Here is a 25,780-nt window from a genome sequence, read left to right on the forward strand (position 1 = left end):
CATTGAATTTACTTTATCTATTTATCTTAAACCAAAAGAAAGTGACCTGTCACAAATCCTAATTTAAAAAAATTAATATGGGATCCACAAATTAATCACATTTTGTAAAATAGTCTATTTACTAATACTAAAGAATCAAATAATATGTAAAATAGGTAATTATAGGGTTAAATAGTCCTGCATTAAAAATTACTATACCTAAATATATTATAAATTATAATTAATTTGATATAATAGAAACAAACGTTCTTACAGAAAGGTATTGAATAATGAAAGTAGCAGATTTTTTTTGTGGTGCTGGAGGATTTTCGGAAGGATTTAGACAAGCTGGATTTACTACAGTTTTTGCTGTAGATAAATGGTTACCTGCTGTTAATACTCATCATGGAAACCATCCGTCTTCTAATACAATATTAGAAGACGTAGAAAAAATATCGAATTTACCCGATAAAGAATTTCATACTTTAGTTCCTGATACAGAAATAATTATTGGTTCACCTCCATGCGTGGCTTTTTCTAATTCAAACAAATCAGGTAAAGGAGATAAAGAACTAGGTATACGTTTGTTAGAATCTTACTTAAGAATAGTAGCAAGAAAAAAATTCAAAAGAAATTCTATTCTTAAATATTGGATTCTTGAAAATGTTCCTAATATAGAAAAATATATTAAACCCTTTTATAGTTCAAACGATTTATCAATAGAAGGAGATTTTATATTACAAGTTTTCTACAATAATTCAGGAGTATACAATTCCAAAAACTTTGGAGTTGCACAAAATAGAAAAAGATTCCTTTGTGGTTATTTTCCAACTCCAAATTTCACAATAATAAACGATAATGAAGTTCTATCCTTAAAAGACATTATTTATTCATTAGGTGAACCCGGAGAAAAACTAAATAGAGTTATTAAAGATCCTAATTACAATCTTAGAATGATTTCAAAATCTATAACTGACCATCATTATATTCGAGAACTTGCTACTCATGAATGGGAAAAAGCAAGACAGTTAAAAGAAGATAAAGGATATATGGGTAGAATGTCTTTTCCAGAAGATATTAATAAACCAGCTCGAACTGTAATGGCGAATTCATCAGTATCATCAAGGGAATCTATAATATATAAATATAAAGATAATAGATTCAGATCCCCAACAGTTAGAGAATTAGCATCAATTATGAGTTTTCCTTTAGACTATCGTTTTTATGGAGATTCTAGAGGTATAAAATCTAAATTAGTAGGAAACGCTGTTCCTCCAAAAATGGCATTTGCTTTTGCTAAATCTATAGCAATATCTTTAAACGAAGAATTACCTCAAAATTATATTCATATAAATCATGCAAATAATATTAAATTTGTTAATTTAAATCATCATGTATTTGAAATTAATAAAGAAAAACCAAAAAAAGAAATAGCTCGTTTTAAATATCATATACCTTATCTAATAATTAAAGCATTTAGAGTAGAACTAACGAATTACAATTCTGATTTTCATAATAAAAAATTTAACTGGGATGTTGAAATTCATAAAAGTCAGGGCCCGAGGGCTAAAATATATAAACCCGCTATTGCAAATAAAGAGTTTGATAAACAAATATGGGAAAAGATATATGCATTTGTGAATTTTATTGAACCACGCTTAGTTTCTTTTGAGATATTCCAAAAAAATTACTGCCTAACTGAAGAACAAAGAAAAGAGCAACTTGGTCCAAATGAATTATTAGATATTATCAAGGATTTTATATTATGCATTTCTCCTAATAATGATTTAGGTAATATTACTATTAGTCAAAGTCATTTATCCCTTCCAGTAGAAATTGCAGTAGGATATAAAATCCTTGAATTATTAATTGATAAGATGAGGAGTTTAAAGAATGGATAAAGAACTTAGAACTAAAAAGCTCAAAGAAATTATAGAACAAACAGAGCCTTATATGACTGGTATTAGAATAAGATATGAAGCTGAGATAAAAGAATTTAAAGCTTATAAGATTCCCTTAGAATTTTTAATATACAACAAATATAATGGCCGAATTGGGAGCGCAGTAAAATCATATGAAAAACAATATAGAACTCTCAATCCTGAGAATAATGAAGATATCAAAAAAATCGAATCATATTTATATGATTCAAAACCTGGAAGAAATGATTCAACACTTAAAAACCTAGTTGAAAATGGACAGCAACAATACGGAATAGTTACTAATGACGGCGTAATAATTGATGGTAATAGAAGAGCAAGTTTATTAAATAAAATTTATAGAGAGAAAAAAAAATGGCCTAATCAAAATACTCAACATTGTCAATATTTTATAGCTGTTATTTTACCTGATGCTTCCCTAAAAAAAGAAATCATGCGATTAGAAACTACTTATCAAATGGGAGCCGACGAAAAACTTGATTATAACCCTATAGAGAAATATCTTAAATGTAAGGATCTAGGGGAAGTAGGCTACGATGAAACAGAAATAGCTGACATGATGGGGGAGAAAGAATCAACAATAAAAGAATGGCTTGAAATTATGGAACTTATGGATAGTTATTTAGACTATTTAGAATATAACGGAATATATACAAGACTTGAAAAAAGAGAAGGTCAGTTTGTTGATTTAAATGGCTATCTCAAATCATATACCAAAGGATCTCCGAAAACAGAATGGAAAGCCAAAGATTCTGACATTACAGATTTAAAAACTGTTTGTTTCGACTATATACGTGCTCAATATGAAGGTAAAGATTTTCGCTCAATTGCAAAACCAAGCAAAAAAGATGGAATTTTTTGCGATAAAAATATTTGGACGGATTTTTTAAATTCACACATAAAAAACACTGATTCTATAGAAGAAGATTCTATAGAATCAATATATAAAAATCACCCTGAGGGAGATTTATCAAAACTTTTAGAAGAAAGAGATAACAATTGGACGAATAAATCTAGAGGTTTGCTTAAGGGCAATTTAAATCAATCTGTAAGAAGATTAGAAGATAAGAGTAACGCTAATCAGCCTTTAGAACTATTAACTAAAGCTAAAAATGCACTAACTGCCATAAATCCGGATTCGTTAGATAAAAACAATATGGATTTAGTTAAAGAAATCAGTAAAATCGTATGGGATTTCAAAAAAAATCTAGAAAAAAAATAGGAGATTTTCATGGAAATCAAGATAGATATTAATCAAATTGATAATCATTTTATTTTAACTGGCTCTATTATTTTATTAAAAAATAATAAAAGAGCAAAAATGTACTTAAAAGACAATTTAAAAGCTAATATAGAAGATTCTTTAATTTTAATACCTTATAAAAATGAAGATAAAGAATATATTTTGACAAACATACGAGAAATGATTTTAAAATATAGTTTAAAAGAAACTCTCTCAATTTCTATACAGAAAATATTAAGCGATTATTTTCAAGAAGAACAAAATTTCGAGGTTTTCTCTGAACAAGCATTAAATATAAGAAATAATAATTTTAAAATTGAAGATTTTTCTGAATTTAAAGAAAGCCTAGAACAAAATATGAGAAATAGGACTTTATATAAGCTACAATTATTATCTGCTTATCATCTAGCTTTTTCTCAAAATGCTTGTAATTTTTCAGTTCCAGGATCTGGGAAAACAAGTATTGTTTATGCAGCATATACTTATTTAAAAAATCTTAATAAAGAAAATCCTAAATATGTAGATAGAATATTAATTATAGGTCCCCTAAGCTCATTTGGTCCTTGGGAAAATGAATATGAGGAATGTTTTGGAAAAGAAGTCAAATCTAAAAGACTATCTGGAAATCTCAGTAAGCACGAAAAATCTAAATATTTTTACTCTTTTGAACCAGCAGAGTTAACTCTTATGTCCTATCAAGCAGTTAATAGCATTCTTGAAGATCTAATATACTTTATAAAAAATAATAATGTGATGGTTGTATTAGATGAAGCTCACAAAATAAAAAATACTGATGGAGGAATTGTAGCTGAATCAGTACTTGCTATAAGCAAATTTTGCAAGTCAAGAGTTGTGTTAACTGGTACTCCAGCTCCTAATGGTTATGAAGATTTGATAAATCTATTTCAATTTTTATGGCCTTCAAAAGAAATAATAAAATATGCAAAATATCATTTAAAAGAAATGTCTAAAGATCCTAGTGATATTAAGGTTGCTGATTTAATAAAAGATATATCACCTTATTTTATAAGAATAAAAAAAAGTGATTTACACTTACCTCCAGCAATTAACAATCCACCCATAATTTTAGACATGGGACATCATCAAAGATCTATCTATGAATTTATAGAAAAAAAATATTTAGATTATTTTGTAGATAAAACTAACTCTAATGATATAAGGGGTGCCTTAATTAAAGCACGTTTGGTACGTTTAACTCAAGCTGCTACAAATCCTAGTTTATTATCTAAACCTATTGATCAATACTTTATTGAGCAAGGTTTAAGTGATAGAACATATATCGATGATTCTGAAATTATTAATAAAATAATCAATTATAATAAATTAGAAATTCCGATAAAGTTTCAATATATTCTTAATTTAGTAAATAAAATTGTTCAAGCTAAACAAAAAGTAATTATATGGGCTATTTTTATTCAAAATATGCATGATTTGAAAACTTATTTAAAAAATAATAATATTGAATCACGTTTATTATATGGAGATACTCCAGTAGAAACAGATTCTAAAAATAATACAATTGATACAAGAGAAAGTATAATAAAAGAATTTCATAATTTCAACTCTGAGTTTAATGTAATTATTGCTAATCCATTTGCTGTATCAGAATCGATTTCTTTACACAAAGCATGCCATAATGCAATTTATTTAGAACGTACATTTAATGCAGCCCAATTTATACAATCGAAAGATAGAATTCATCGATATGGCCTTAAACCCAATGATCAAATTAACTATTATTATTTACTATCTAATAATTCTATAGATCAAACTATACATGATCGCTTAGAATTTAAAGAGACTAGAATGAATGAAATTATAGAAAGCCAATCTATTCCTTTATTTTCTTTAATTGATGAAGATGACTTTGAAAAAGATGATATAAAGGCGTTGATTAACGATTATGTTAATAGATCTTTCAAAACAAAGTAATTTAGGAAGTTTAGAAGAAATTATATATGTAATAAAAAATGTTCTTTCAATTGAAGCAAAAAAATTAAGAGATATTGAGAAATTTTGTTTGAATAACAGCTATTTTTATAATATTCCTATTAAAGGGATTATTTCTTTTCTAGAATTTATTTCTGCGATTTCAAATAATCATGACACAATATCTTTAACGAAATTAGGACTAAAATTAAAAAATACATTACATTCTGAAAAGATAAAAGAAAAGTTAATCAAAGTTTTATTACAAAAAATTTTAATAGAAAGAATATATCCTGAATTTATCAATCCAGAAAATATAACTTATGATTATATTTATAATTTATACACTATAAAAAATAATTATATCCCTTTTAGATATTCTGCAATTAAAAATTTATTTATTAATTTAGGTTTTTTTGAAATAAATCTTACAACTAAAAACTTATTATTTATTAATCATTTTTATAATGATTTTTTAAAGAAAATTTTAAAATCAGCTAGAAAAAAAATGAGTTTAATAAAGTTTAAAGAAATACAAACTTTAAAAGAACAATATGGACATGAAGCTGAAGAATTCGTCCTACAATATGAGAAAAATCGCATTAAAGAATATGAAAAATGTAAAAAAATCTTAAAAATATCTGATATAGATGTTGGTGCTGGTTATGATATTATTTCTTACGAATCTATTGATTCAATAGGTGTCGATATATTTATAGAAGTAAAATCTTATACGAAAAAAGCAGAATTTTTTTGGACAAAAAATGAAATTGAAGTTTCAAAGACTAAAGGAGAAAGTTATTATTTATATTTAATAGATAGAGAAAACTTTAAAACCTCTAATTATAAACCTTATATCATTAAAAATCCTTATAAGTTTGTTTTTCAGAATAACTTTTGGAATAGAGAACCTCAAAATTGGTTTTTTTCTAAATACGATTGATATTCAAAATTAAATAGATTTAAATTGTTTTAGGAATTAAACAGTATTTCTATAATATATACTGTTTAATATTCACATAATGTTAAGATGAATTTATATAAATTTTGTTTAATAAAATCACATTTTACTTTCTATATATAAGTGTTGATGATTTAATTAAAACAATCAATGCAATAATTTATAAAAAAATTATTTTTCTATAACTAGAAATATAAACAAGTATTATTCCAATAATAGTAAAAATAAACGACTAATTTATATTACAAAAATTATAACTTTTTTCTCAGTATTTTTAGATTGCTTGAAAATCAATAGAAAGGTTCATAACTACCTTTCTATCAATTAAAATAACAAACAAAAAGAAAGTGATTTCTTTACGGGATTACTTTCTTTTTAGATTCATTTACATTCTACGCGATTCTCCCTACGACTCACCATATAAATCGAAAACAACCCCATCATTGGTGCTAACGTTGCTACATTTATCGTCCAATCGCGATACATGATTTGCTGTACGATACTCGCTGTAAAGATAACTATACAAACGATCAGTGACATGAATACAAGCGTATGGGCGGGATGCTTGGAGCGTTTGTAGATCATGCGGATGATTCCCCAGATTGCTAATCCGTACACCAGCACATTAACGAATATAACTAACACCAAAGCAGATATATCTGACATCTTATAACCTCCTTACTTCATATGGTATGTATTTCGTATTAGGATATACTTATCTTTTTACTTATTTTACTATAAAATGAAATAAAGTATAAAAGCAAACAGGTTAGGAGGATTATTATGGCTTGGGGAGCGATTTTACCGTTTGTGTTATTCGTGATCATGCTAGGATTATGCGGGCTGTTTTTGTATGGTTTTATTGTGTTTATTTCTTATCTAAAACGAAAACAATAACTTTATACCCAACTATTTATATTCATTTATTTCTATAGCATTACATACTACAACTTTATCAGCCTGCTTATTGTCTCTTTTCTCAGACGATTCAAGCAAGCTTTTTTCTATTATCTGTTGCTAGTTGAAGTGTAATATAAAGAAATTGCATGTATATTTGGCGAATGAATAGGATAATTTCTTTGATTTAGCCCGCTAGACCTATATTTCAAATTTTCGACACTTTTAAAAGACTATAATTGGTTGATTTCACTTAAACAGCACTTTCATCCAGTACCTACAACATGATAAAATAGATAGAACAAAATGAAGCAAACTGTTCACTCTTATTATAGAAGAAACATAATAGTATGACCCTCAATTTGTTGTATTCATAGCATGCTTGTACTATACTTTAACTCCCCAGCTATTGAACCTTTTCCATTCTGTTGACGTACTATAGTGAGGACCTTTTGGATCAGAGCCATATTAGATATAGATATTAGCTTATACGACTCCATAACTTATTATTAAGTAACTTATTAATCGATATTAAGGTGAGATGATAAATGACAATTGAATTACTAGATCGCTTACGCAAAGATACCGCTGTCTACCATGAACAGATTGAAGGCAATTTTTATGCTAAAGGTATTATGGCGAGAACGCTCACTTTAGATGAATATCGCACATATCTTGCCAAGTTTTATGGCTTTTTAAAACCGTTAGAACAACAAGCTGTTGAACATATGAATACGCTGGAGTCTAATGCTGGATTTGATATGGAAGTACGTGCCAAATCGCCATTGTTGGAACAAGATTTGACTCACTTAGGTATGACAACAGAAGAGATCCAACAACTGCCGTTATGTACAGATTTACCGGATATTTCTACACCTGCACGTATGTATGGTGCTTTCTACGTTATCGAAGGGTCTACTCTGGGTGGACAAATTATTACCAAGCAATTAATGAAATTTTTGCCTGTTGATCCTGAAGGCGGCCTGCATTACTTTAATGCTTATGGTGCAGAGACTCGTGAACAATGGTCTGCTTTCCGCGACTTATTGCTACAAGCTGGTGTAACTGAAGAAAATAAAGAACAAATCATATATACAGCCAAAGAAACATTTAGATTACTTGATCTATGGTTAAGTACCAATCCGAACTAGCATAAGAATAACATCATGATATACAGGAGGCTAACCAACTAATGTCAGGTTCAAAAAACAATGAATATGATTTGCTCAATCGCACACTTTTAACAGAAGGTAAATTTACAACTCAGGAACCGATCGATCTGACCAATTGTGATAAAGAACCGATTCATATTCCCGGGCAAATTCAACCTCATGGTGTGTTATTGGCAATAACCAAAGACAAGGAGCATACCGTTGTACAAGCGAGTCGTAATACGATCGCTTTATTTGGTATCGAAGCCGAAGAATTATTGGGGCAACCCTTAGCTTCGTTGATCGGTGAAGAACAGCTTCTCTCCTTACTTCAATATGATCTTAATACAGAGTCTACTTCCGATCTTCAATATACACGTCTACTGATCAATCTACAGGATACCACTACTGAATTTTTTGTGATTTTGCATGAAAGTGAAGGGTTGATCATTTTAGAATTTGAATTGGATGCTATCGATGAATCTACCATAGTGAATGATTTTGAATGGATTCGTACTTTTTTTGGAAGAGTGAAGCAGACAAATAATCGATTTGAAGCCAGTCAGGTCGCAGCAGAACAGATCAAAGAAATGCTTGGTTATGATCGTGTCATGATCTATGAATTTGACGAGAACTGGAATGGCAAAGTGATTGCTGAAGCGAGAGAAGCTGAGTTAGAACCTTTTTTAGGGCATAACTATCCTGCTTCTGATATTCCAAAGCAAGCTCGTGAATTGTATCTACGCAACTGGTTACGTACGATTGTAGATGTACACTATACACCGGTAGAAATTATTCCAACGATACAACCAGTAACCGGTAAGCCGCTCAACTTGAGTCTATCGATTCTGCGTAGTGTATCGCCTCTGCATATCGAATATCTTCATAATATGGGGGTAGGTGCTACAGTCACGATCTCACTTATCCATGATAATCAGCTATGGGGATTGATTACTTGTCATCATTATTCACCTAAATATATTCCGCATCGGGTACGAAATCTATGCAATTTTCTAGGTTCTTTCTTCTCCAGTGAATTGTATCAACGTCAACAGATCGATGATTATGAATCTGAATTGGATATGCGCCGTCAGGCTTCACGAATAGCAGATGTATTTATAGGTAATACAAGTTTTGTACGTGTCATTGAACAATTGCAAGAAGAAGAAACGACATTGCTTAATCTGATGAGTGCTTCAGGCGCAGCGATTAGTTATCAGGATAAATTATTGTTATACGGTCAGACACCTACAGCCGGACAAGTTCGTGAACTAGCCGGTTGGTTAGGCGGCAAAGCCAAAAATTATGTCTATGCCAATTCTCGTCTAAGTCTGGACTACGAACCTGCCAAAGCTTACAAAGAAAAAGCATCGGGTGCGCTCTATCTTGCTCTTTCCCCCGGTCAGCAGAACTATATTATCTGGTTCCGTCCTGAAGTACTTCAGATTGTAGAATGGGCAGGCGATCCGGCTAAAGCTGTGATTCAAGACAATGATGGAATGCGTCTTTCTCCGCGTAAATCATTTGAGAAATGGAGACAAGTGGTTCAATCGACTTCATTCCCGTGGAAAGTAAAAGAAATCAATATCTTGCCCGAGCTGAAAACGATTGTCCATCGTCAAACTGAGAATCAATTGCAACAAGTCGAAGAATTAGCGCTACAAAATGCTCGTATTTTACGACAAAATGAACAGCGTTATTTGCAACTGATGGAATTGTCTCCTGTGGCTTTTATGACGATTACCAACGGGCAAATCATTTATTCCAATAGTGAAGCCGCTGAATTATTTGGAGCCAAAAGTACACAAGCGTTGATCGGCAAAGATTTCACACAGTATATCAGTAGACAATCTCAAGACGATATGCAGAAAAGTCTGGATGAATTGCAGGAAAATGTTGTTCAATTAATCTCGACCAATGGTTTCTTTACCGATGTCGATCAGAATATTATGCAATTGGAAGTGACTTTGACAGCAATTACGTACGGTGGCAAGCCTTCAGTGATGATGATTGCTCGTCTAGTAGCTTCTAATATTGAGCAAACAGAAGCATACTCTAACATGTCTGACCAATTGCATAGCTATTTAGCTACTGATCCATTAACCGATATTCCTAACCGACCTGCTTTTGAAAAATCGCTAGAGTTAAATTGGGATACTGCTCTTGCCGAACAACAACATCTGACTTTATTTTTAATCGATCTTGATGGTCTACGGGCTTATAATGCTATTCATGGTCTTAATGGTGGCGATCTATGTCTACAGTGGGTTGCTGATGTATTAGCGATGATCGGCAGTATCCATGAAGCTACTATTGCTCGCTTTAGTGGTGGTGCTTTTACGATGATGTTATCAGGATCTGATCAGGCACAAGCCAAAAGTCTTGCAGAAGAAATTAGTCAGAGTGTACTTGCTCTACAAATTCCAAGAGACACCTCTAATTCTGGTGAATTTATGACAGTTACGATTGGTGGCGTATCGGTTATTCCTAATGCTTCGATGCGCCCATCTGACTTGATCGATCAAGTCGAACGGTCATTAATGAGAGCTAAAAATAAAGGTAAAAATCAAATTTTCTGCTGTGATGGTGAATATTAATTGTAGCCAAAATAGTTTAAACAAAAATAGATAAATACCCCTTTTGTAAAAATCCCTTTCTATTCAGGATAATATACAAAAGGGGTATTTTTTTGATTTCCTTTTCGAGCTAACTCTATATCTATTCATTCTAATTAGAAAGAGTCTAACGTTAATAGTTTTACTTCAAATATCCTTTTGCTTGCCAATCATGTATAGCAAATGGCTCGGCATAATAGGGCGCTTCTCCATCTAACAAATTTTGATTTTCTTTTTCGATAAGTTGACGTGCTTTTTTTAATAGATCAACAGCAAGTTGTAACTTGTAGCCCCCTGCATAACTGAGCTCGATGCGATTTTCCTCATCTTGATCCTGTTTATAATCCAAAATCACACATTCTGAGCCGTCTGCATGATGATGCAATTCATAGAAATAATGCTCAAACTTACTATCTCCTTGAGCATCGGTATACTCCCTTCCTAGACGTAACAGTCCTGGTTGCAAAACTTGGTCATGGATCACACCTTCTTGGCGAAATGAAAAGTAAATATTTTCTACCCACAATCCATGACGGTCATCATCATAATAATCGTTATACGGTTGAGCGATTGGGAGCGCTAATATATCACGAATCCATTGTGGTTTTACTAACTTGCGGGCATATTGATATGTCGATACAGCTTGTAATAAAGTGCTCCATCCACGCTCGCACCCTTGTTGAATATCAGGTGGTGCATCAGGGGTAAATGGAATCCAATCATTATGATCACTTTCCATATACCGATATCTACCTGACATTTGCCATTGGACTATTGTCGAAGAGTTCTCTGTATCGGTAGATTCTAACATAGGAGTGACAGGTAGAAGCTTGAATAATAACGCATAATCGGTAGCTTGTTGAAAATAAAGATTGCGATTATGACCTTCTGTATCCATATCCCCGTATACACCTACTCGACCAAATTGATGATCGATCCAGTATTCATACTTTGCAAAATGGCTTTCTTTACTGAATGGAGATAATAACGAATAATCAAACAGTTGCTCTATCGTTGCTATCGTCATCTGGTCATTTTCAAATAAAAATGGAATATCTAGTGCTTGTTGATCAGGAAAGAGCTGGTCTGTAGACATAATCGGTTGCTCTTTGTGCACCCGTGCAATCAGTTGTTCGCGCCATACAAAAGGCTCTGTTGTATCTTCATCAATAATACATTCAGGTACAAAAAGATCGATTATATTGAATCCTTGCCACTCTTGCGCATCATCCCAATCTAGGATATTCCGTTGACTATGCGATTGTCCATGAATATTGACTCGATATTCATTGCTTACGATCATCCATTTGACATGTAGATCGCCTTGAACAACCAATTCTCCGTGATTATAGTCTCCCCAGAACATTTCACTAACATGCAAATGACCCTGAATCCAAACTTCTTGTCCTCCTACAATCATGTAGGGTGTATGTAGATCGCCGAGTACGATAAGGTTAGTGCTCGCTGCATCAATCTGTATATTACTAATAGAACGTTCTACTACAAGATGGCCCTCCACTATAATTAAAAAAGGCCCTTCATCTAATTGAAGTTCTGTTAGTGTAAGATCACCTGTATGATACCAGACTTCCATCTCTTCAAATTCACCATCATGACTTTCATTATGCATATAACACCAACTATGACGGGGTAGCTTATGTTTGATCTCACCAAAAGTACGCTTTTCATATAAAGAATAAGTGGTCATTTTCCATCTTCTCCTCGTTTATTTATGTCTGGCATTTGCCTAAAAATTGCTTCATATAATGAAGAAAGTCAGCGGATAATTTTATCTTAAAATAGACTTTTTACTTGTGCAAGCCTATATGTTATTAGCGACTTATCGATTATGTTCGCAATATCATATCGTATATTAAATTTCTTGTATCCTTTGTTTGCAGACGTTATAGTACAAAAAGAAAAGCGTTTCGACCTTTGTTAAAACGTGTATTAATACAGGTTGAACGACTTGTCCAAACAATATACATAGAACAGATTAGGGGGCTATATCGAAGTGGCTGAACAACCAGAAAAAGAAAGTTTGATGTCTTTAGTCAAAAAAGGAAATACATCTTCGGCTGTAGCGATGATTGGTAATGCGGTGCTGGCGATTTGTAAAGGCGGAGCCTTTCTAGTTAGTGGCAGTGGAGCGATGTTCGCTTCTGCGATGCATTCACTAGCCGATGCGGTTAATCAAGGATTTGTCTTTGTCGGTAGTGTCTTGTCTGAGAAAAAGCCTACTCCTCGCTTCCCTACAGGATTCGGACGGGTCATTAATATTTTCTGTATGATAGCCGTTATTGTAGTGACTATTATGGCGTACGAGACGATTCATGAAGGGATTCACTTGTTGCAACATCCAGTGGCTCATTCTGGTGGCGTATGGATTAATATCGCTGTATTGGTACTTAATATTTTGATCGATGGAGCAATTCTGATCAAAGCGATGAAAGAAATTTTGAAAGAAGCTCGTGCACCGGAAGCAAAAGGCTTCGCATTGATGCCAGCGGCTTTTAAAAATGTAGGACGTGCGGCTCCACCGACACGCCTTGTCTTTTACGAAGATATTGTAGCGGTACTTGGTGCTTTATTTGCTCTAATCTCTGTCGTTGTCATTGCTCTTACTAACTTTGCACTACTTGATGGTATGGTGACTACATTGATCGGTCTATTAATGATCGCTGTTGCTTTCCGCGTCGGGTATGACAATATGATCGGACTGATCGGTGTTGCAGCTCCCAAAGATATCGAAGACAAAGTATCGCAGACCATTCTTGCAGATGAACAAGTCGCTGATATTCAGATGATGCGTATTATTCAAGAAGGACGTTATTATCATGTAGAAGGTCTGATTGAACTGCACAAAGGATTAACACTTGCCGATGCAGATGATATTAAGTTCCGCGTGCAACAACAGTTAATGACTAATCCTGATATTGCTGATGCTTCTATTTCGATTATCGAAGATGATGGGATTCATAGCTGGGCTAACAGAGAAGCCGATGTATTAAAATAAATAAGTATAACAATAGAGCCTCTAGTAAACTGTTGATTCAGCAGGGAACTAGAGGTTTTTGACTTGATCTGCAAAATGCTTTTCGATTAACGAAATAAACATCTTCGCGGCGGCGCTCATATAACGATCTGTCCGGTACAGCAGTTCGATACTTCGTACAGGAGTACGATTTACGATCGGAATCGCTGTCAGTTCCTCATCTGGCAAAGCAGCTAGTAACGCATGCGGATGAATACTGAATCCTATGCCTGCTTTGACCAATTGTAACTGGGAAGCGGCTGATCCGTTATCCATCATTGTCTGCACTTTCCAACCTTTCGACTGAAAACAATCATCTAGCAATGTGCGACCGACAAAACCTACAGGATACAGAATTAAAGGCAACTGCAACAATTCTTCTAAATCTATATCTACACGTTGAGCCAGTTCATGTGTAGAAGGAACAAATAAACTATAACTTTCTGTACCCAAAGGAATCTGTACTAGCCTTTGATCCGGTAACGCAGCCAATCCAATCCCAATATCTACTTTATCTGCAAATACCATATCTTGAATGTCGATCGTAGGAATAATCTCTAAGCGCACGTTAGGAAATAATTGATGAAATGCTATCCAGATTGATCCCATCCGATAATCCAGATCAGACGGCAATACAGCGATTCGCAAGGTTCCACGTTGATTAATTTGCAATTCAGCAATCGACATTTTAGCATTTTGCAGATCACGTAACATCTGTGTGCTGTATTGTTGAAGTAATTTGCCTGCTTCTGTAATTCTGATTTTTTTGCCAATCCGATCAAACAAAGGCGTGTTCAATTCGTCTTCTAATACTTTGATCTGTTGACTTAAAGTCGGTTGCGAAATCCCTAATCGATCTGCTGCTTTGGTAAAATGTAGTTCTTCACATACCGTTATAAAATATTGCAGTTGGCGTAGTTCCATCTATATCCTCCTGAAGTTTATCTATTTCAATCATAGTACTGTACTATCATAATAATAGAAACAATAGTATGGTACAATCGTTATTCTTTTTTTATACTATACATACTTCCTCACATTCAATACAGATAAGGAGCTTTATAATGCGTATACGATATTTAACGATTCTTTTATTACTAGCGGCTCTTAATTTGCGCCCAGCGATTACATCGATCTCTCCCCTACTGGAAAACATACGGGCTGACCTTCATATTCAAGGGGTTACTGCCAGTCTTTTGGTGACGTTGCCTGTTTTATGTATGGGATTATTTGCTCCACTTGCTCTTTCATGGAGCAAACGATGGGGATTGGAAAAAGTAATTACTTTTTCACTACTATTGATAGGACTTGCTACTTTGTTACGTCTGATAGCTGATTCGACGCTTATCTTAATGAGTAGTGCTTTACTGGCAGGGATAGGGATCGGATTAATTGGTCCTTTATTGTCTGGATTTATTAAGCAATATTTCCCTCATCCAGCACCTATGGTGAGTGTCTACTCTGTATCTCTTGTGATCGGAGCGGCATTAGCCGCAGGTCTGGCAGTACCTTTACAACAAGTATTCCGCGGTTCTTGGCAGTACTCTTTATCTTTCTGGGCGCTATTAGCGATTGGTGCAGGATTGAGCTGGTTGCGATTGGCTCGTGCTCCTCAATCTAGAACAACGACAGCTTCAGTATCTTTACCTTTGCGTCAGAAAAAAGCATGGCTGTTAACGATATTTTTTGGCTTAATGGCGGCGGTATTCTATTCCTTAACGACATGGTTATCTCCTATGATGGCACATGCAGGATACAGTACTATTCAAGCCGGTTATATGATGACTTTATTTACAATTATTCAGATCCCAATTAGTTTTTTGATTCCGATCGGAGTTAGCAAATTCGGCAAACGTGCGTGGTGGTTAGTCGGATGTAGTGTGATGGAAATTATCGGGTTACTCGCATTACATTTGCCTGTATCGCCCTGGTTAGCGATTAGTATTCTAGGTATTGGCGCAGGTGGATTATTCCCATTAGCTCTTATGCTTCCGATTCAAGAAGCTAATAATGCTGGTGAAGCCAATGCATGGTCTGCTATGACACAAAGCGGTGGTTATACTTTGGGAGCAATCGGCCCACTGATTGTAGGCTTATTATTTGATCATTCTGGAAGCTTTGTAACTGCACAATGGGGTCTTGGTGTAATGATTGTATTGATGATAATTGTGCAATGTTGTATCGGTAATGGAGCTAGAAATACAGCCAAGCATAAGTCTGTAGTAGCGACTGCACACAAAAGCACTTGAGGCGCCGATGATATTGCTTTCGATCCAATAGTGTATATTGCATCATTTTGAACATAGAGATTTCGTATAAATATTTAGTATCATTTTCATTTCAATTTTAGGTGATTTTAAGGGCTTCGTTATATGTTGTTCATGGTCTGTTACTATACTGAATGTAATAATCAGTCTTATGGTAACAACTTTGAATGGAGGTTCTAAATATGCTAACGATATTATGGATGATCTTGAGTTTATTATTTGTGATCACAGCCATTTATTTTACACAGCAAAAAGTATTGCAAGGCCGATATGCTATTTTGTGGCTGTCTACCAGTAGCTTTATGTTAGGGACAGCGTTGCTGAACTTATATCAGACCCCTATTCATTTGTTATAATCTAATTATTTGGGATCATTGTTGTATTTGTATATACCAAAAGGCTTCCTGAACATCGTTGCTGATGCTCACAGGAAGCCTTTTTTGATCAATCGTTTAATGATTTTTTATCCTAATCTCTATGTGACTATGATCCTCTGTAGAAGCTACCTACAATCTTCAGATGCTTGGAGCGCATAATTCGGAAAGGATAAATATAACCATGCTTGCCAAGCTTCAACGGACGAGGCCATACATTGATTCCAGATGTAAATAAATATGCCTGATAAATAAATTTCGAACAGTAGCTACGTTCCACTTGATCCAAATTCGTATTTAGACGATACGCCTGCACTTGCTGATAATGTTCTTGTGCCCATAATGCTGCCGCTTGCCCGGCTTGTGGTGATTGTGGACGAAATACGATAAATCGATCTTGATCATAAAATCGCTTTACATACCACTCGACCGAATCTGAAAAAACAGGGCCATACGGATGCACATGATACACTTTGCCGTCTTCTCCCAGTATTCCCATATGCCCTGCATAATACGTCGATTCGGAACTAGGTGTATACAAAATATCACCTGCTTGCAAAGGCAATTGCCGAATATGAGATACTGGAAGATCAGCATGTTGTTGACGGGTAGCTGTCCATTTGCGCGGTTGTTCGACAACAACACGATGGATCGCTCCTACAACAGCAAGATAGATTTCTGCCCAATTTATTTTTTGGAACCATGATTTGGATGCTGTATTTATTTTATTGAGCTGTAATTTGGCATGTACATTAATCAAGAGATTCCCACCTTTATTTCAAAGTTAACATGATGACTATCTATCTTATATACGTATTATGTAGCATTTGGTATCACTTCATTCTATTTTGCAAATGATTAAATCTACTATATGCTTGAAAGAACACTAAAGTACAATTTGAACAGCGAAGGATGTTGATGATGAACATTATTGATTTGCATTGTGATGTTTTGTATAAATTTTGGGACACCAAAGGAAAATTGAATTTTGCAGATTCGCCTGAACTAGATACCAATCTTGAGCGTCTTATAACCGGGCAAGTCAAAGTACAAGGATTCGCTGTATTTGTAGAACCAGAACTCAAAGACCCTGAGAAATTCCAGTCTTGTCTGGATCAGATTCACTATTTCTATACAGAAGTATTGGAAAAAAATCCGCAGATGGTGCATATTACGAAGTGGTCGCAGATTGAGCAGTTGCAAGATGATCAGATCGGTGCTTTTCTTACATTAGAAGGAGTCGATCCGATCGGAAATGATCTACACAAAATGAATATATTGTATCGGTTAGGTATTCTTTCGGTAGGATTAACCTGGAATTATGCTAATCTAGCGGCAGACGGCGCATTGGAGAAACGAGGAGCAGGACTGACAGCGTTTGGCAGAGAATTGATTCAATTGAACAATAAATATAAGATTTTATCCGATGTGAGTCACTTGTGTGAACGTGCTTTCTGGGATGTGATCGAGATTGCCGATTATCCGATTGCCAGTCACTCTAACGCCAGTCATATTTTCCAAAATCCACGTAATCTTACAAACGATCAAGCTCAAGCTTTATTTGCTAAAAATGCTATGATTCATGTGGTATATTGCCCGTACTTTGTAAGTGAGCAAGAGATTGTAACGATTCCTGAATTGATCCACCATATCGATCACTTCTGTTCATTAGGCGGAGAGAAGTTAATCGGACTTGGATCAGACTTTGACGGCGTTATGTATCATATTCAAGGATTAGAACATGCTGGGCAAAGTCAGAATCTGATTAATGAGCTGTTAAAGCATTATAGTGAAGAGCAAGTAAACGGATTTGCTTATCAAAATTTTATGAATTATGTATTGAGATGAAGAGGCTGATCTAAGCCTCTTTTCTTTATGTAGAATATAATTTTAATCAAAAATGAACCTTTGGCGAGCATCCGACCAATCTATAGTATAAATAACATCAAGGAGGTGCACACAAAGATGTCTGAAGAAGAATTACAAAGTTGTCTACAACAAGTCCAACAAGGAGATAAAGAAGCTTTTGCTAAGATGTACAGTCAGTATAAAGATCATATTTACCGCATGGTGACGTTTCTAGTCAATGATCGTAATGACACAAATGATGTAGTAAGTGAAGTGTATATTGCTTTATTTCGTTCTTTAGCCAAATATGATGTGCAAAAACCATTTACCGCATGGTTGAATGGATTGATTGTTTTTCAGACTCGTAACTGGAATCGTACCCTATGGCGTAAATTTCGCTTGCAGACCAAGACCAAAGATGAAGCTGTACATAGTACATACCTAGCAGACAGTGCAGATATAACATTACTGCAACATGAGCAACAATATGAAATGCTTCAGATCGTACAGAAATTGCCGTTCCAGCTCAAAAGTGTTGTTTTACTAAGGTATTATCAAGAGTATTCATTTCAGCAAATCGCAGATGTGTTAGAAATACCATTAGGTACAGCAAAGTCACGCCATCACAAAGCGATTCAACAATTACGAAAGTATATCGATGTATTGTCCCTGCCCCACTCGCCTTTGCTCAGAAAGGAGAATCGATATGAGTAAATTACCAATGTGTGAAGCTGAATTGACCGAAAAGTTAAAAAAAGATATCCAAAAACAAAGTTTGACGATCTCTTCTCCACCTGAATTGGATCATCGTATTGAACAGTTATATGATGATTATGCACAATCTTTGAATAAGTCTACCAAACTATTCTCTAAAAATAATACTACTAAAAAATTTAATATCAATAATAGTAAAAGTAAGAAGTTTCATTTTTTCAAACGCCATAAATGGTTTACAGCTATAGCAACTATACTTTGTGTTATTGTTTTAAGTAGTGGTGTATATGCTTCTAATATGGTCTATTCCATTACCACAGGACATACCTTGCTTAGTTATACAACGGATACTAAATACGATGTGACTTTAGAAGAAGGCAAAGAAATTATGAGTATTATTAATGAGGCTCGGTCAAATCTTGCTCCTGGAGAAGCAGCATATGTGTATAGCACTAAACTTATTCCACTTGAATATGGTCCTGTCATTAAAGTGAAGCAACCTCATTCTTATTCTACGTTAACAGAATGGAAAAAAACGATTGGATCTGTTATTCATCAAGTAGCTGTGCCACATGAACTACCTCAGGGATATACCTTTTCTTATGGAACAGATGACTATACGTACGAAGGCGCTTATGAGAACGATAAACATCGTCAAATTAAAATGATCAAAGGTTTACTTGCAAATAAAGTGAACCATCCAACTGCTGATTACGCATGGATGATTGATGATCGACCAATTGTAAAACGATATAAAACACCGATGTTATACTACAATTATAAGCAAGCTAATTCTAACTATGAAATCAGATTAAATTACTCTATTGTCGCAACTAATACAACTGGAAATAATAAAATTGATATAGTAGATCCTAGTAATACCAATCAATCTACTATTTCTACAAGCAAAGGATATATGGTATATAGTAAAATACAACGTACACCTACTATAGGAGAGAATAAAGAGTTTGAAGAATTTTCTCAATATTTGACTTGGAGTGAATATAATGAAAAAACTCATCAATCTATCATGTATACACTCAGTTCTAACACACAAGAAGTCACCAAAGAAGAATTAGTTAAAATAGCAGAAAGTATCAAATAATACACACACCAAAAACTCACCAGATTGCTATTAAAGCACTGGTGAGTTTTATTTAGATATATTTGATTGCTATAGGTTAGCCCATATCTTTCTAAACAAACGCATATCAATATTCAATACTTTTAATCTTCAAACGAATACTTCAATCCCCATTGTCCGCGGACTTGATCCAGTAGACGCATAATGTCTAGAGATTCTTCCAGTGAGATTACTTCACTTTCCAGTTCTCCTGCTTGGATCAAGCGACCGACTTCTTCGGCTTCAAAAGCATATCCTTCACTTGGACGATCGTCTTCGAATTTCTCGACTTCTTGATCGCTTACATGTAAAGAAGCTTCGCGGCTGAATAAAAATTGTGGAATATGGATATACCCTTCGGTTCCATGAATATACGCTTCATTCGGTAAGTCTACACGAATCGCACCATTCAATGTAGCCGAGCGTCCACCTTCATAAGCAAGCAAGATCGAGAACTGTTCGTCGACCCCTGTTTCTCCGATACTTGCTGTACTGTATACATTTTCAGGCTTTGCTCCAAAGATCATCGAAGCGAATGATACTGGATAGATTCCTGCGTCTAGTAATGCGCCTCCGCCTAATTCTGGATTTAACAGACGGTGTTCCGGGTCCCAGCCCATACGGAAACCAAATTCCGCTTTGACCAGACGTACTTCACCGATCTTGCCATCTCTGATCCATTCACGTACCCGACGAATCGGTGGTAAAAAGCGTGTCCACATCGCTTCCATCAAAAACAATTTTTTCTCACGAGCGACAGCAATCATCTCTTCCAATTCAGCCGCATTCATCGTAAATGGCTTTTCGCATAATACATGTTTGCCTGCATTCAAAGCATCAATAACATTAATCTTATGTAAAGGATGCGGAGTACCTACATAGATCACATCTACGTCAGGATCTTGCAACAATTTATCGTAGCTATCATACGCTTTGGGAATATTATATTTACCTGCAAATTCGTCAGCGCTTTCCTGATTACGTGAACCTACAGCATAAGCGATACCATTCGATGTGTGTCCCAGATCAGCGACAAATTTGTTAGAGATCATTCCTGTACCGATAATTCCCCATTTCAACTTACCTTCGTTCGATGTAGACATATACCAATTCCTCCTATCAGTTGATGTTGCATGATGCAGTTGTTCGTTATTCTAATACTTCCCCAATAATAGGTTATATTAAGCGTACAAGTTCAGATTTGCGAAGTATAGCAGTATTCTGATCTTTTATAACAGATATTTGTTGTAACATGGAATGTTTGCTTTAGAAGATAATAGAACTATAAGCTGATAAATGATAAAAAAATAAAAGGTGAAAAGGCAGAAATAGCCTGCTTTTTCACCTGTAAAGTATAGATATTCTATTAATTAATCGATTGAGATCAAAAAACGATTCTTACACAGATATGAGATTTGTTCTACTTTGTGGTCGGTTACTGTTGAACTTTTTCCCGGTCTTTACCTTTGTCCGATTCGCCTGCATTTTTGTTAGCGGCATCTCGATCTTCTTGCATCTCAGCCACACTTTTCACTTTTAGACGAGCAGCGCCTGCATACTCCTGCGTCGGAATCAGGTTGTCTGAAGCAAGACGTTTTTTGGCAGCAACAATAGCCTCTGTATATTGAGGTAACCATGCTTCGCCAGCAACCAGCATTTCATCGACCATTTGCCAGATTTCTTTCGGATTACAGACAGCGCCTACTAACGGGTCCATCATAAACGCTTGACGAAGCAAGAAGTCGTCTCCTTTAATTGCTGCTTCTACCGCCAGACGTTGTACTGAAATACTTACATTACAGACAGCCGCAGGCCCGAGCGGTAGATCGCCTACATGTGGCATTGAAATACCATTCCGATCCACATACCCCGGAGCTTCGATAATCGCATCGTCTGGTAAATTAGAGATTACACCGTTATTTACAACGTTAAAGTGCCCGCGATAGACACGTCCTGTCTCCAATCCTTCGATGATATACGAACCATGTTCTTCTCCACGTTTTTCCGGGATGAACTTCATCGGTTCGTCTTTCATCCAGTTCGGGAAATCCGTTTCAAACCAATTGCGTCCTTCGGTACATACGCGCAGATACCCACCGGTCTCGCCATTGATCCAGTTGTTGAGATCGATCCATTCACCGATTTCTTGCGGACGCTTGCGATACCACGGCACATATTCACTTAAATGCCCGTTCGACTCTGTACTGTAATAGCCGAAGCGACGCATCATATCGATTCGTACTTTTTCGGTACGGCTATATTCTTCATGATTTTCAAAAGCTTCTAAAAGCCCTGCTGTTAAGTCTTTGCCTTGATGAGACGCTTGAATATACCATGTCTGATGATTGATGCCTGCACAGACGATATCGACATCTTTCTTTTCCAGACCATAGACTTCAGCAATCTGATGATGCCCATGCTGTACACCATGACATAGACCGACAGTATTCACACCACCATAGACATTGCACGCCCATGTCATCATCGCCATCGGATTAGAATAATTAAGTAGCAGTACATCTGGCTTGGAGACTTCGCGAATATCCTGGCAAATATTCAACATTTCAGCTATACCACGTTGTCCGTACATAATTCCGCCTGCACATAATGTATCACCTACACATTGATCGACTCCGTATTTCAAAGGAATATCGACATCAGTTGCAAAAGCTTCCAGTCCGCCTACACGAATTGTACATAATACATACTTAGCATCTTGCAATGCAATACGTCGATCGGTTGTTGCTTGAATCTGAATAGATAATCCATTTTCTGCGATATCGCGCTGACATAACTGAGTCACCATATCCAGATTGTGCTGACTGATATCGGTAAACGCTATCTCGATATTATGGAACTCGGGTACTGTCAATAAATCACGTAACAACCCGCGTGTAAATCCAATACTTCCTGCTCCTACAAACGCTACTTTAAAAGACATATACAGATCCTCCATTCTAAAATACGCTCTACTGGCGTCTACCTATCAAAAGGATTTATTATGCTTTTATTGTAGCGTGGTTATAGAAGGAAGCGTTACCAAGATCATGACTACTTTGATGATTTGTTGTCTAATATCCTAACCCAAGTGCTTGGCAATTCAAGCACGATCATATTTCAATACAAAAGTGATTTTTGCACAGCAAAATATCTTACGCTTCAAGCGCTTGGCAATTTAAGCGCGATCTTACTCTTCAATATATTGACGATCATAACGAACTACATTTCCGCGGTATTCCGCAGGTGTCTGTCCGGTATGCTTTTTGAAAAGCAAATGAAAATATTGCCGACTACTCACACCGATATAATCAGCGATTTCTTGAATCGGAATATCGGTCTGCCCTAGAAGCATGCCTGCCTTTTCCATTCGTAAGCGGGTTAAATAATCGGTAGGTGTCGTATTCATATGCTTTTTGAAAATCCGATGAAGATAACCGGGATGAACATTCACTGCTGATGCGATATGTTCGACACGAATCGGACGATCATAATTTTGATGAATATATTGAATACTGCGCTTCACATACCATTCTGTCTGCGATGTGCTATTGATCTGCGTTTCTTGCCATAGACGAGCGATACGAACCAATAACTGAATAAATAGTAAATCTGCCATTGTACCTGATCTGTGCTGTTGATCCAGCTCCAATACTAATGACTTGAGTACATGATAGACTTCTTCTGGATCCGATAACACAAAATAATGCTGAGGTTGAGATAACAGTTCAGCAAGTGCCACTTCTTCGCCAGCCATCTGAAATAGAGAAGGAAGAGGCAATGTTGATGAAGCAAAGCCAAATTCGACATTAAGCATCCGACAAGGCGATTCTCCTTCAACAATCAAGCGATGAGGAACATTCGCATCGATCACAATAAACTGCCCTTTTTTCAATTGCACTTGAACCGTAGTAGCAGATACTTCTAATGAGCTACTATCTGACTGAACCTGTAATTCAATCAAGCAATGTCCAGCAATCATATACATAATTTCAGTCGATGGATGTTGATGATACGCCATACTGTAGTTATGCCATTGCTTATAATAATACGCATAAAATTCAGGACGATACGGTGCTTCGATCATCTGTTGACCGAATAGACTTCCTGTCCCCTGTGTATACGAATCTGCATCACGATAAGACTGAATTGGCTGAGTGAACGGATTAGCAAAAGGTCGCTCTGACTTGTGCTCCATCGGTGACATTGTTAGTCTTCCCTCCTTACTTGAGCAGATATCTTAACGGAATTCTGGTGGTGTACGGCGTGCTACTCCTGTACGTATAGCCGCTTCGACAACGCCACGACGAACATACTCGACTACTTTTTCATTAAATACACCAGGAATAATATAGAGTTCATTCAATTCATCTTCTTTAACAACAGAAGCAATCGCTTTTGCTGCTGCTACTTTCATTTCTTCATTAATGACACTTGCCCGGCAATCTAGCGCACCACGAAAAATACCAGGGAAGCACAATACATTATTAATCTGATTCGGATAATCGCTTCGTCCTGTCGCTAATACACGTACATGAGGTTCAGCCAATTCAGGCTCGATCTCAGGATTTGGATTGGCCATAGCAAAAACGATCCGGTCTTCTGCCATCGATTGAATATGTTCAACTGTCAGCAAGCCGGGGCGAGATACACCGATAAATACATCTGCTCCCTGAATCACTTCAGTCAGTCCTCCACGTTCTTGATGAGGATTGGTATGTTCTGCTATCCAGCTCCACATGTCATGCGGATATTCTTCACCTTTGACCAAAGCGCCACATTGATCAACAGCGATCACATTATGAGCGCCTGCTGACAATAACATTTTGATACAAGCTGATCCTGCCGCGCCTACGCCTAGTAAAACAATTTTGGCACTTTCCAGTGGTTTACCAACGATTCGTAAAGCATTGAGCAGACCGGCAAGAACAACCACTGCTGTTCCATGCTGATCATCGTGGAAAACAGGAATATCCAGTTCCTCTGTTAAACGACGTTCAATTTCAAAACAACGAGGTGAAGCAATATCTTCCAGATTGATTCCTCCGAACGAAGGAGCCATCCATTTAATCGCATTAATAATTTCTTCGGTGTCTTTGGTATCCAGACAGATTGGAAAAGCATCTACGCCGCCCAGCTGTTTAAATAACATCGCTTTACCTTCCATAACAGGCATTGCAGCTTCAGGGCCAATATCGCCAAGACCTAATACAGCAGTACCATCAGATACGACAGCAATCATATTACGTTTGATCGTTAATGAAAATGCTTTTTGTTTATCTTCGTGTATTGCCATACATACCTTAGCAACACCCGGTGTATAGACATGAGATAAATCTTCACGGTTTTTTACAGGGAATTTAGGTTGAACTTCGATTTTACCGCCTAGATGCGCAAGAAAAGTACGGTCAGATACGTTGACTACTTTCACACCGCTTAACTCTCCAACCGATTTGAGAATCATTTCTCTTACCGTTTCAGGTAAATTGACTGTCAAGTCGCGGGTTGTACTTTCAGGGCTAGCATGAATAACGTCAATCGCTACAACGTCTCCACCGGCATCACTAATTGCAGCAGCCACTTCACCAAATGTAACTTGTTTTTTATCCATTTCCAGACGAATGATCATACTTGTTCCGAGCGCCATAAGGATACCTCCTAATAATGTGGGTAAGATGATTTTGCAC

General features: G+C 35.8%; 20 protein-coding genes. 12 read left to right on the plus strand and 8 right to left on the minus strand.

Annotation, left to right across the window (positions count from 1 at the left end; translation table 11 throughout):
• Positions 1–269: 269 nt before the first annotated feature.
• From ACFSGI_RS17515 to ACFSGI_RS17530, 4 genes are read left to right on the plus strand one after another with little or no spacing between them, the layout of a single operon-like run.
• Entirely contained in the window at positions 270–1,880 is a 1,611-nt protein-coding gene (locus tag ACFSGI_RS17515; protein WP_204825468.1) for a DNA cytosine methyltransferase, read from the plus strand.
• The gene (locus ACFSGI_RS17520; RefSeq protein WP_204825469.1) at positions 1,873–3,141 is read left to right on the plus strand and encodes a hypothetical protein; all 1,269 of its coding nucleotides are present in this window, start codon (positions 1,873–1,875) and stop codon (positions 3,139–3,141) included. Before ACFSGI_RS17515 ends, ACFSGI_RS17520 begins: the two co-directional genes overlap by 8 nt.
• 9 nt (positions 3,142–3,150) lie before the next feature.
• On the plus strand, positions 3,151–5,115 hold the full coding sequence (locus ACFSGI_RS17525) for a DEAD/DEAH box helicase (protein ID WP_204825470.1): 1,965 nt from the start codon (positions 3,151–3,153) through the stop codon (positions 5,113–5,115).
• A complete protein-coding gene (locus ACFSGI_RS17530) occupies positions 5,087–6,055 on the plus strand; it encodes a protein NO VEIN domain-containing protein (protein WP_204825471.1) in 969 nt (322 codons plus the stop codon). The genes ACFSGI_RS17525 and ACFSGI_RS17530 overlap by 29 nt, the downstream gene beginning before the upstream one ends.
• A gap of 399 nt (positions 6,056–6,454) precedes the next feature.
• Here ACFSGI_RS17530 and ACFSGI_RS17535 read toward each other — a convergent pair whose 3' ends face one another.
• Positions 6,455–6,739 (minus strand): hypothetical protein, encoded by a 285-nt coding sequence (locus ACFSGI_RS17535; RefSeq protein ID WP_204825472.1) that lies wholly within the window; start codon positions 6,737–6,739, stop codon positions 6,455–6,457.
• A 779-nt stretch (positions 6,740–7,518) separates the two neighbouring features.
• Between ACFSGI_RS17535 and ACFSGI_RS17540 the strand changes: the two genes are divergently transcribed.
• Both ACFSGI_RS17540 and ACFSGI_RS17545 read left to right on the plus strand, forming a co-directional pair.
• Positions 7,519–8,121, plus strand: a complete 603-nt coding sequence (locus ACFSGI_RS17540) for a biliverdin-producing heme oxygenase (RefSeq protein ID WP_204825473.1) — start codon at positions 7,519–7,521, stop codon at positions 8,119–8,121.
• Positions 8,122–8,162: 41 nt separating this feature from the next.
• Positions 8,163–10,718, plus strand: coding sequence for a diguanylate cyclase domain-containing protein (locus ACFSGI_RS17545; protein WP_204825474.1), 2,556 nt, complete (start codon positions 8,163–8,165; stop codon positions 10,716–10,718).
• 160 nt (positions 10,719–10,878) lie between these two features.
• Here the strand turns inward: ACFSGI_RS17545 and ACFSGI_RS17550 are convergent, their stop codons facing one another.
• Entirely contained in the window at positions 10,879–12,444 is a 1,566-nt protein-coding gene (locus ACFSGI_RS17550; protein ID WP_204825475.1) for a hypothetical protein, read from the minus strand.
• A gap of 306 nt (positions 12,445–12,750) precedes the next feature.
• Between ACFSGI_RS17550 and ACFSGI_RS17555 the strand changes: the two genes are divergently transcribed.
• Entirely contained in the window at positions 12,751–13,752 is a 1,002-nt protein-coding gene (locus ACFSGI_RS17555) for a cation diffusion facilitator family transporter (RefSeq protein ID WP_204825476.1), read from the plus strand.
• 48 nt (positions 13,753–13,800) lie between these two features.
• Here the strand turns inward: ACFSGI_RS17555 and ACFSGI_RS17560 are convergent, their stop codons facing one another.
• Positions 13,801–14,694, minus strand: a complete 894-nt coding sequence (locus ACFSGI_RS17560; RefSeq protein WP_204825477.1) for a LysR family transcriptional regulator — start codon at positions 14,692–14,694, stop codon at positions 13,801–13,803.
• A gap of 140 nt (positions 14,695–14,834) precedes the next feature.
• Between ACFSGI_RS17560 and ACFSGI_RS17565 the strand changes: the two genes are divergently transcribed.
• Positions 14,835–16,019 (plus strand): MFS transporter, encoded by a 1,185-nt coding sequence (locus ACFSGI_RS17565; protein ID WP_204825478.1) that lies wholly within the window; start codon positions 14,835–14,837, stop codon positions 16,017–16,019.
• Positions 16,020–16,219: 200 nt separating this feature from the next.
• The gene (locus ACFSGI_RS17570; RefSeq protein ID WP_204825479.1) at positions 16,220–16,393 is read left to right on the plus strand and encodes a hypothetical protein; all 174 of its coding nucleotides are present in this window, start codon (positions 16,220–16,222) and stop codon (positions 16,391–16,393) included.
• 127 nt (positions 16,394–16,520) lie between these two features.
• Here ACFSGI_RS17570 and ACFSGI_RS17575 read toward each other — a convergent pair whose 3' ends face one another.
• Entirely contained in the window at positions 16,521–17,171 is a 651-nt protein-coding gene (locus ACFSGI_RS17575) for a hypothetical protein (protein WP_379283807.1), read from the minus strand.
• Between the two features lie 161 nt (positions 17,172–17,332).
• Here ACFSGI_RS17575 and ACFSGI_RS17580 point away from each other — a divergent pair, with 161 nt between their 5' ends.
• From ACFSGI_RS17580 to ACFSGI_RS17590, 3 genes are all read left to right on the plus strand, one after another.
• Positions 17,333–18,259 carry a dipeptidase gene (locus tag ACFSGI_RS17580; RefSeq protein WP_204825480.1) on the plus strand — a complete coding sequence of 309 codons (927 nt, stop codon included), beginning with the start codon at positions 17,333–17,335 and terminating at the stop codon, positions 18,257–18,259.
• 117 nt (positions 18,260–18,376) lie between these two features.
• Positions 18,377–18,973 carry a sigma-70 family RNA polymerase sigma factor gene (locus ACFSGI_RS17585; protein ID WP_204825481.1) on the plus strand — a complete coding sequence of 199 codons (597 nt, stop codon included), beginning with the start codon at positions 18,377–18,379 and terminating at the stop codon, positions 18,971–18,973.
• Positions 18,966–20,078, plus strand: a complete 1,113-nt coding sequence (locus ACFSGI_RS17590; protein WP_204825482.1) for a hypothetical protein — start codon at positions 18,966–18,968, stop codon at positions 20,076–20,078. Before ACFSGI_RS17585 ends, ACFSGI_RS17590 begins: the two co-directional genes overlap by 8 nt.
• Positions 20,079–20,200: 122 nt before the next feature.
• Here ACFSGI_RS17590 and ACFSGI_RS17595 read toward each other — a convergent pair whose 3' ends face one another.
• The 4 genes from ACFSGI_RS17595 to ACFSGI_RS17610 form a co-directional block, all read right to left on the minus strand.
• Positions 20,201–21,199, minus strand: a complete 999-nt coding sequence (locus ACFSGI_RS17595) for a Gfo/Idh/MocA family protein (RefSeq protein WP_204825483.1) — start codon at positions 21,197–21,199, stop codon at positions 20,201–20,203.
• A gap of 332 nt (positions 21,200–21,531) precedes the next feature.
• Positions 21,532–23,037 (minus strand): alpha-glucosidase/alpha-galactosidase, encoded by a 1,506-nt coding sequence (gene melA, locus ACFSGI_RS17600; protein WP_204825484.1) that lies wholly within the window; start codon positions 23,035–23,037, stop codon positions 21,532–21,534.
• Positions 23,038–23,283: 246 nt separating this feature from the next.
• The gene (locus tag ACFSGI_RS17605; RefSeq protein WP_379284002.1) at positions 23,284–24,180 is read right to left on the minus strand and encodes an AraC family transcriptional regulator; all 897 of its coding nucleotides are present in this window, start codon (positions 24,178–24,180) and stop codon (positions 23,284–23,286) included.
• 153 nt (positions 24,181–24,333) lie between these two features.
• Positions 24,334–25,740 carry an NAD-dependent malic enzyme gene (locus ACFSGI_RS17610; RefSeq protein WP_379283811.1) on the minus strand — a complete coding sequence of 469 codons (1,407 nt, stop codon included), beginning with the start codon at positions 25,738–25,740 and terminating at the stop codon, positions 24,334–24,336.
• Between the last annotated feature and the right edge of the window lie 40 nt (positions 25,741–25,780).

It is taken from the genome of Paenibacillus nicotianae (assembly GCF_042681745.1).
GTDB classification, from domain to species: domain Bacteria; phylum Bacillota; class Bacilli; order Paenibacillales; family Paenibacillaceae; genus Saccharibacillus; species Saccharibacillus nicotianae.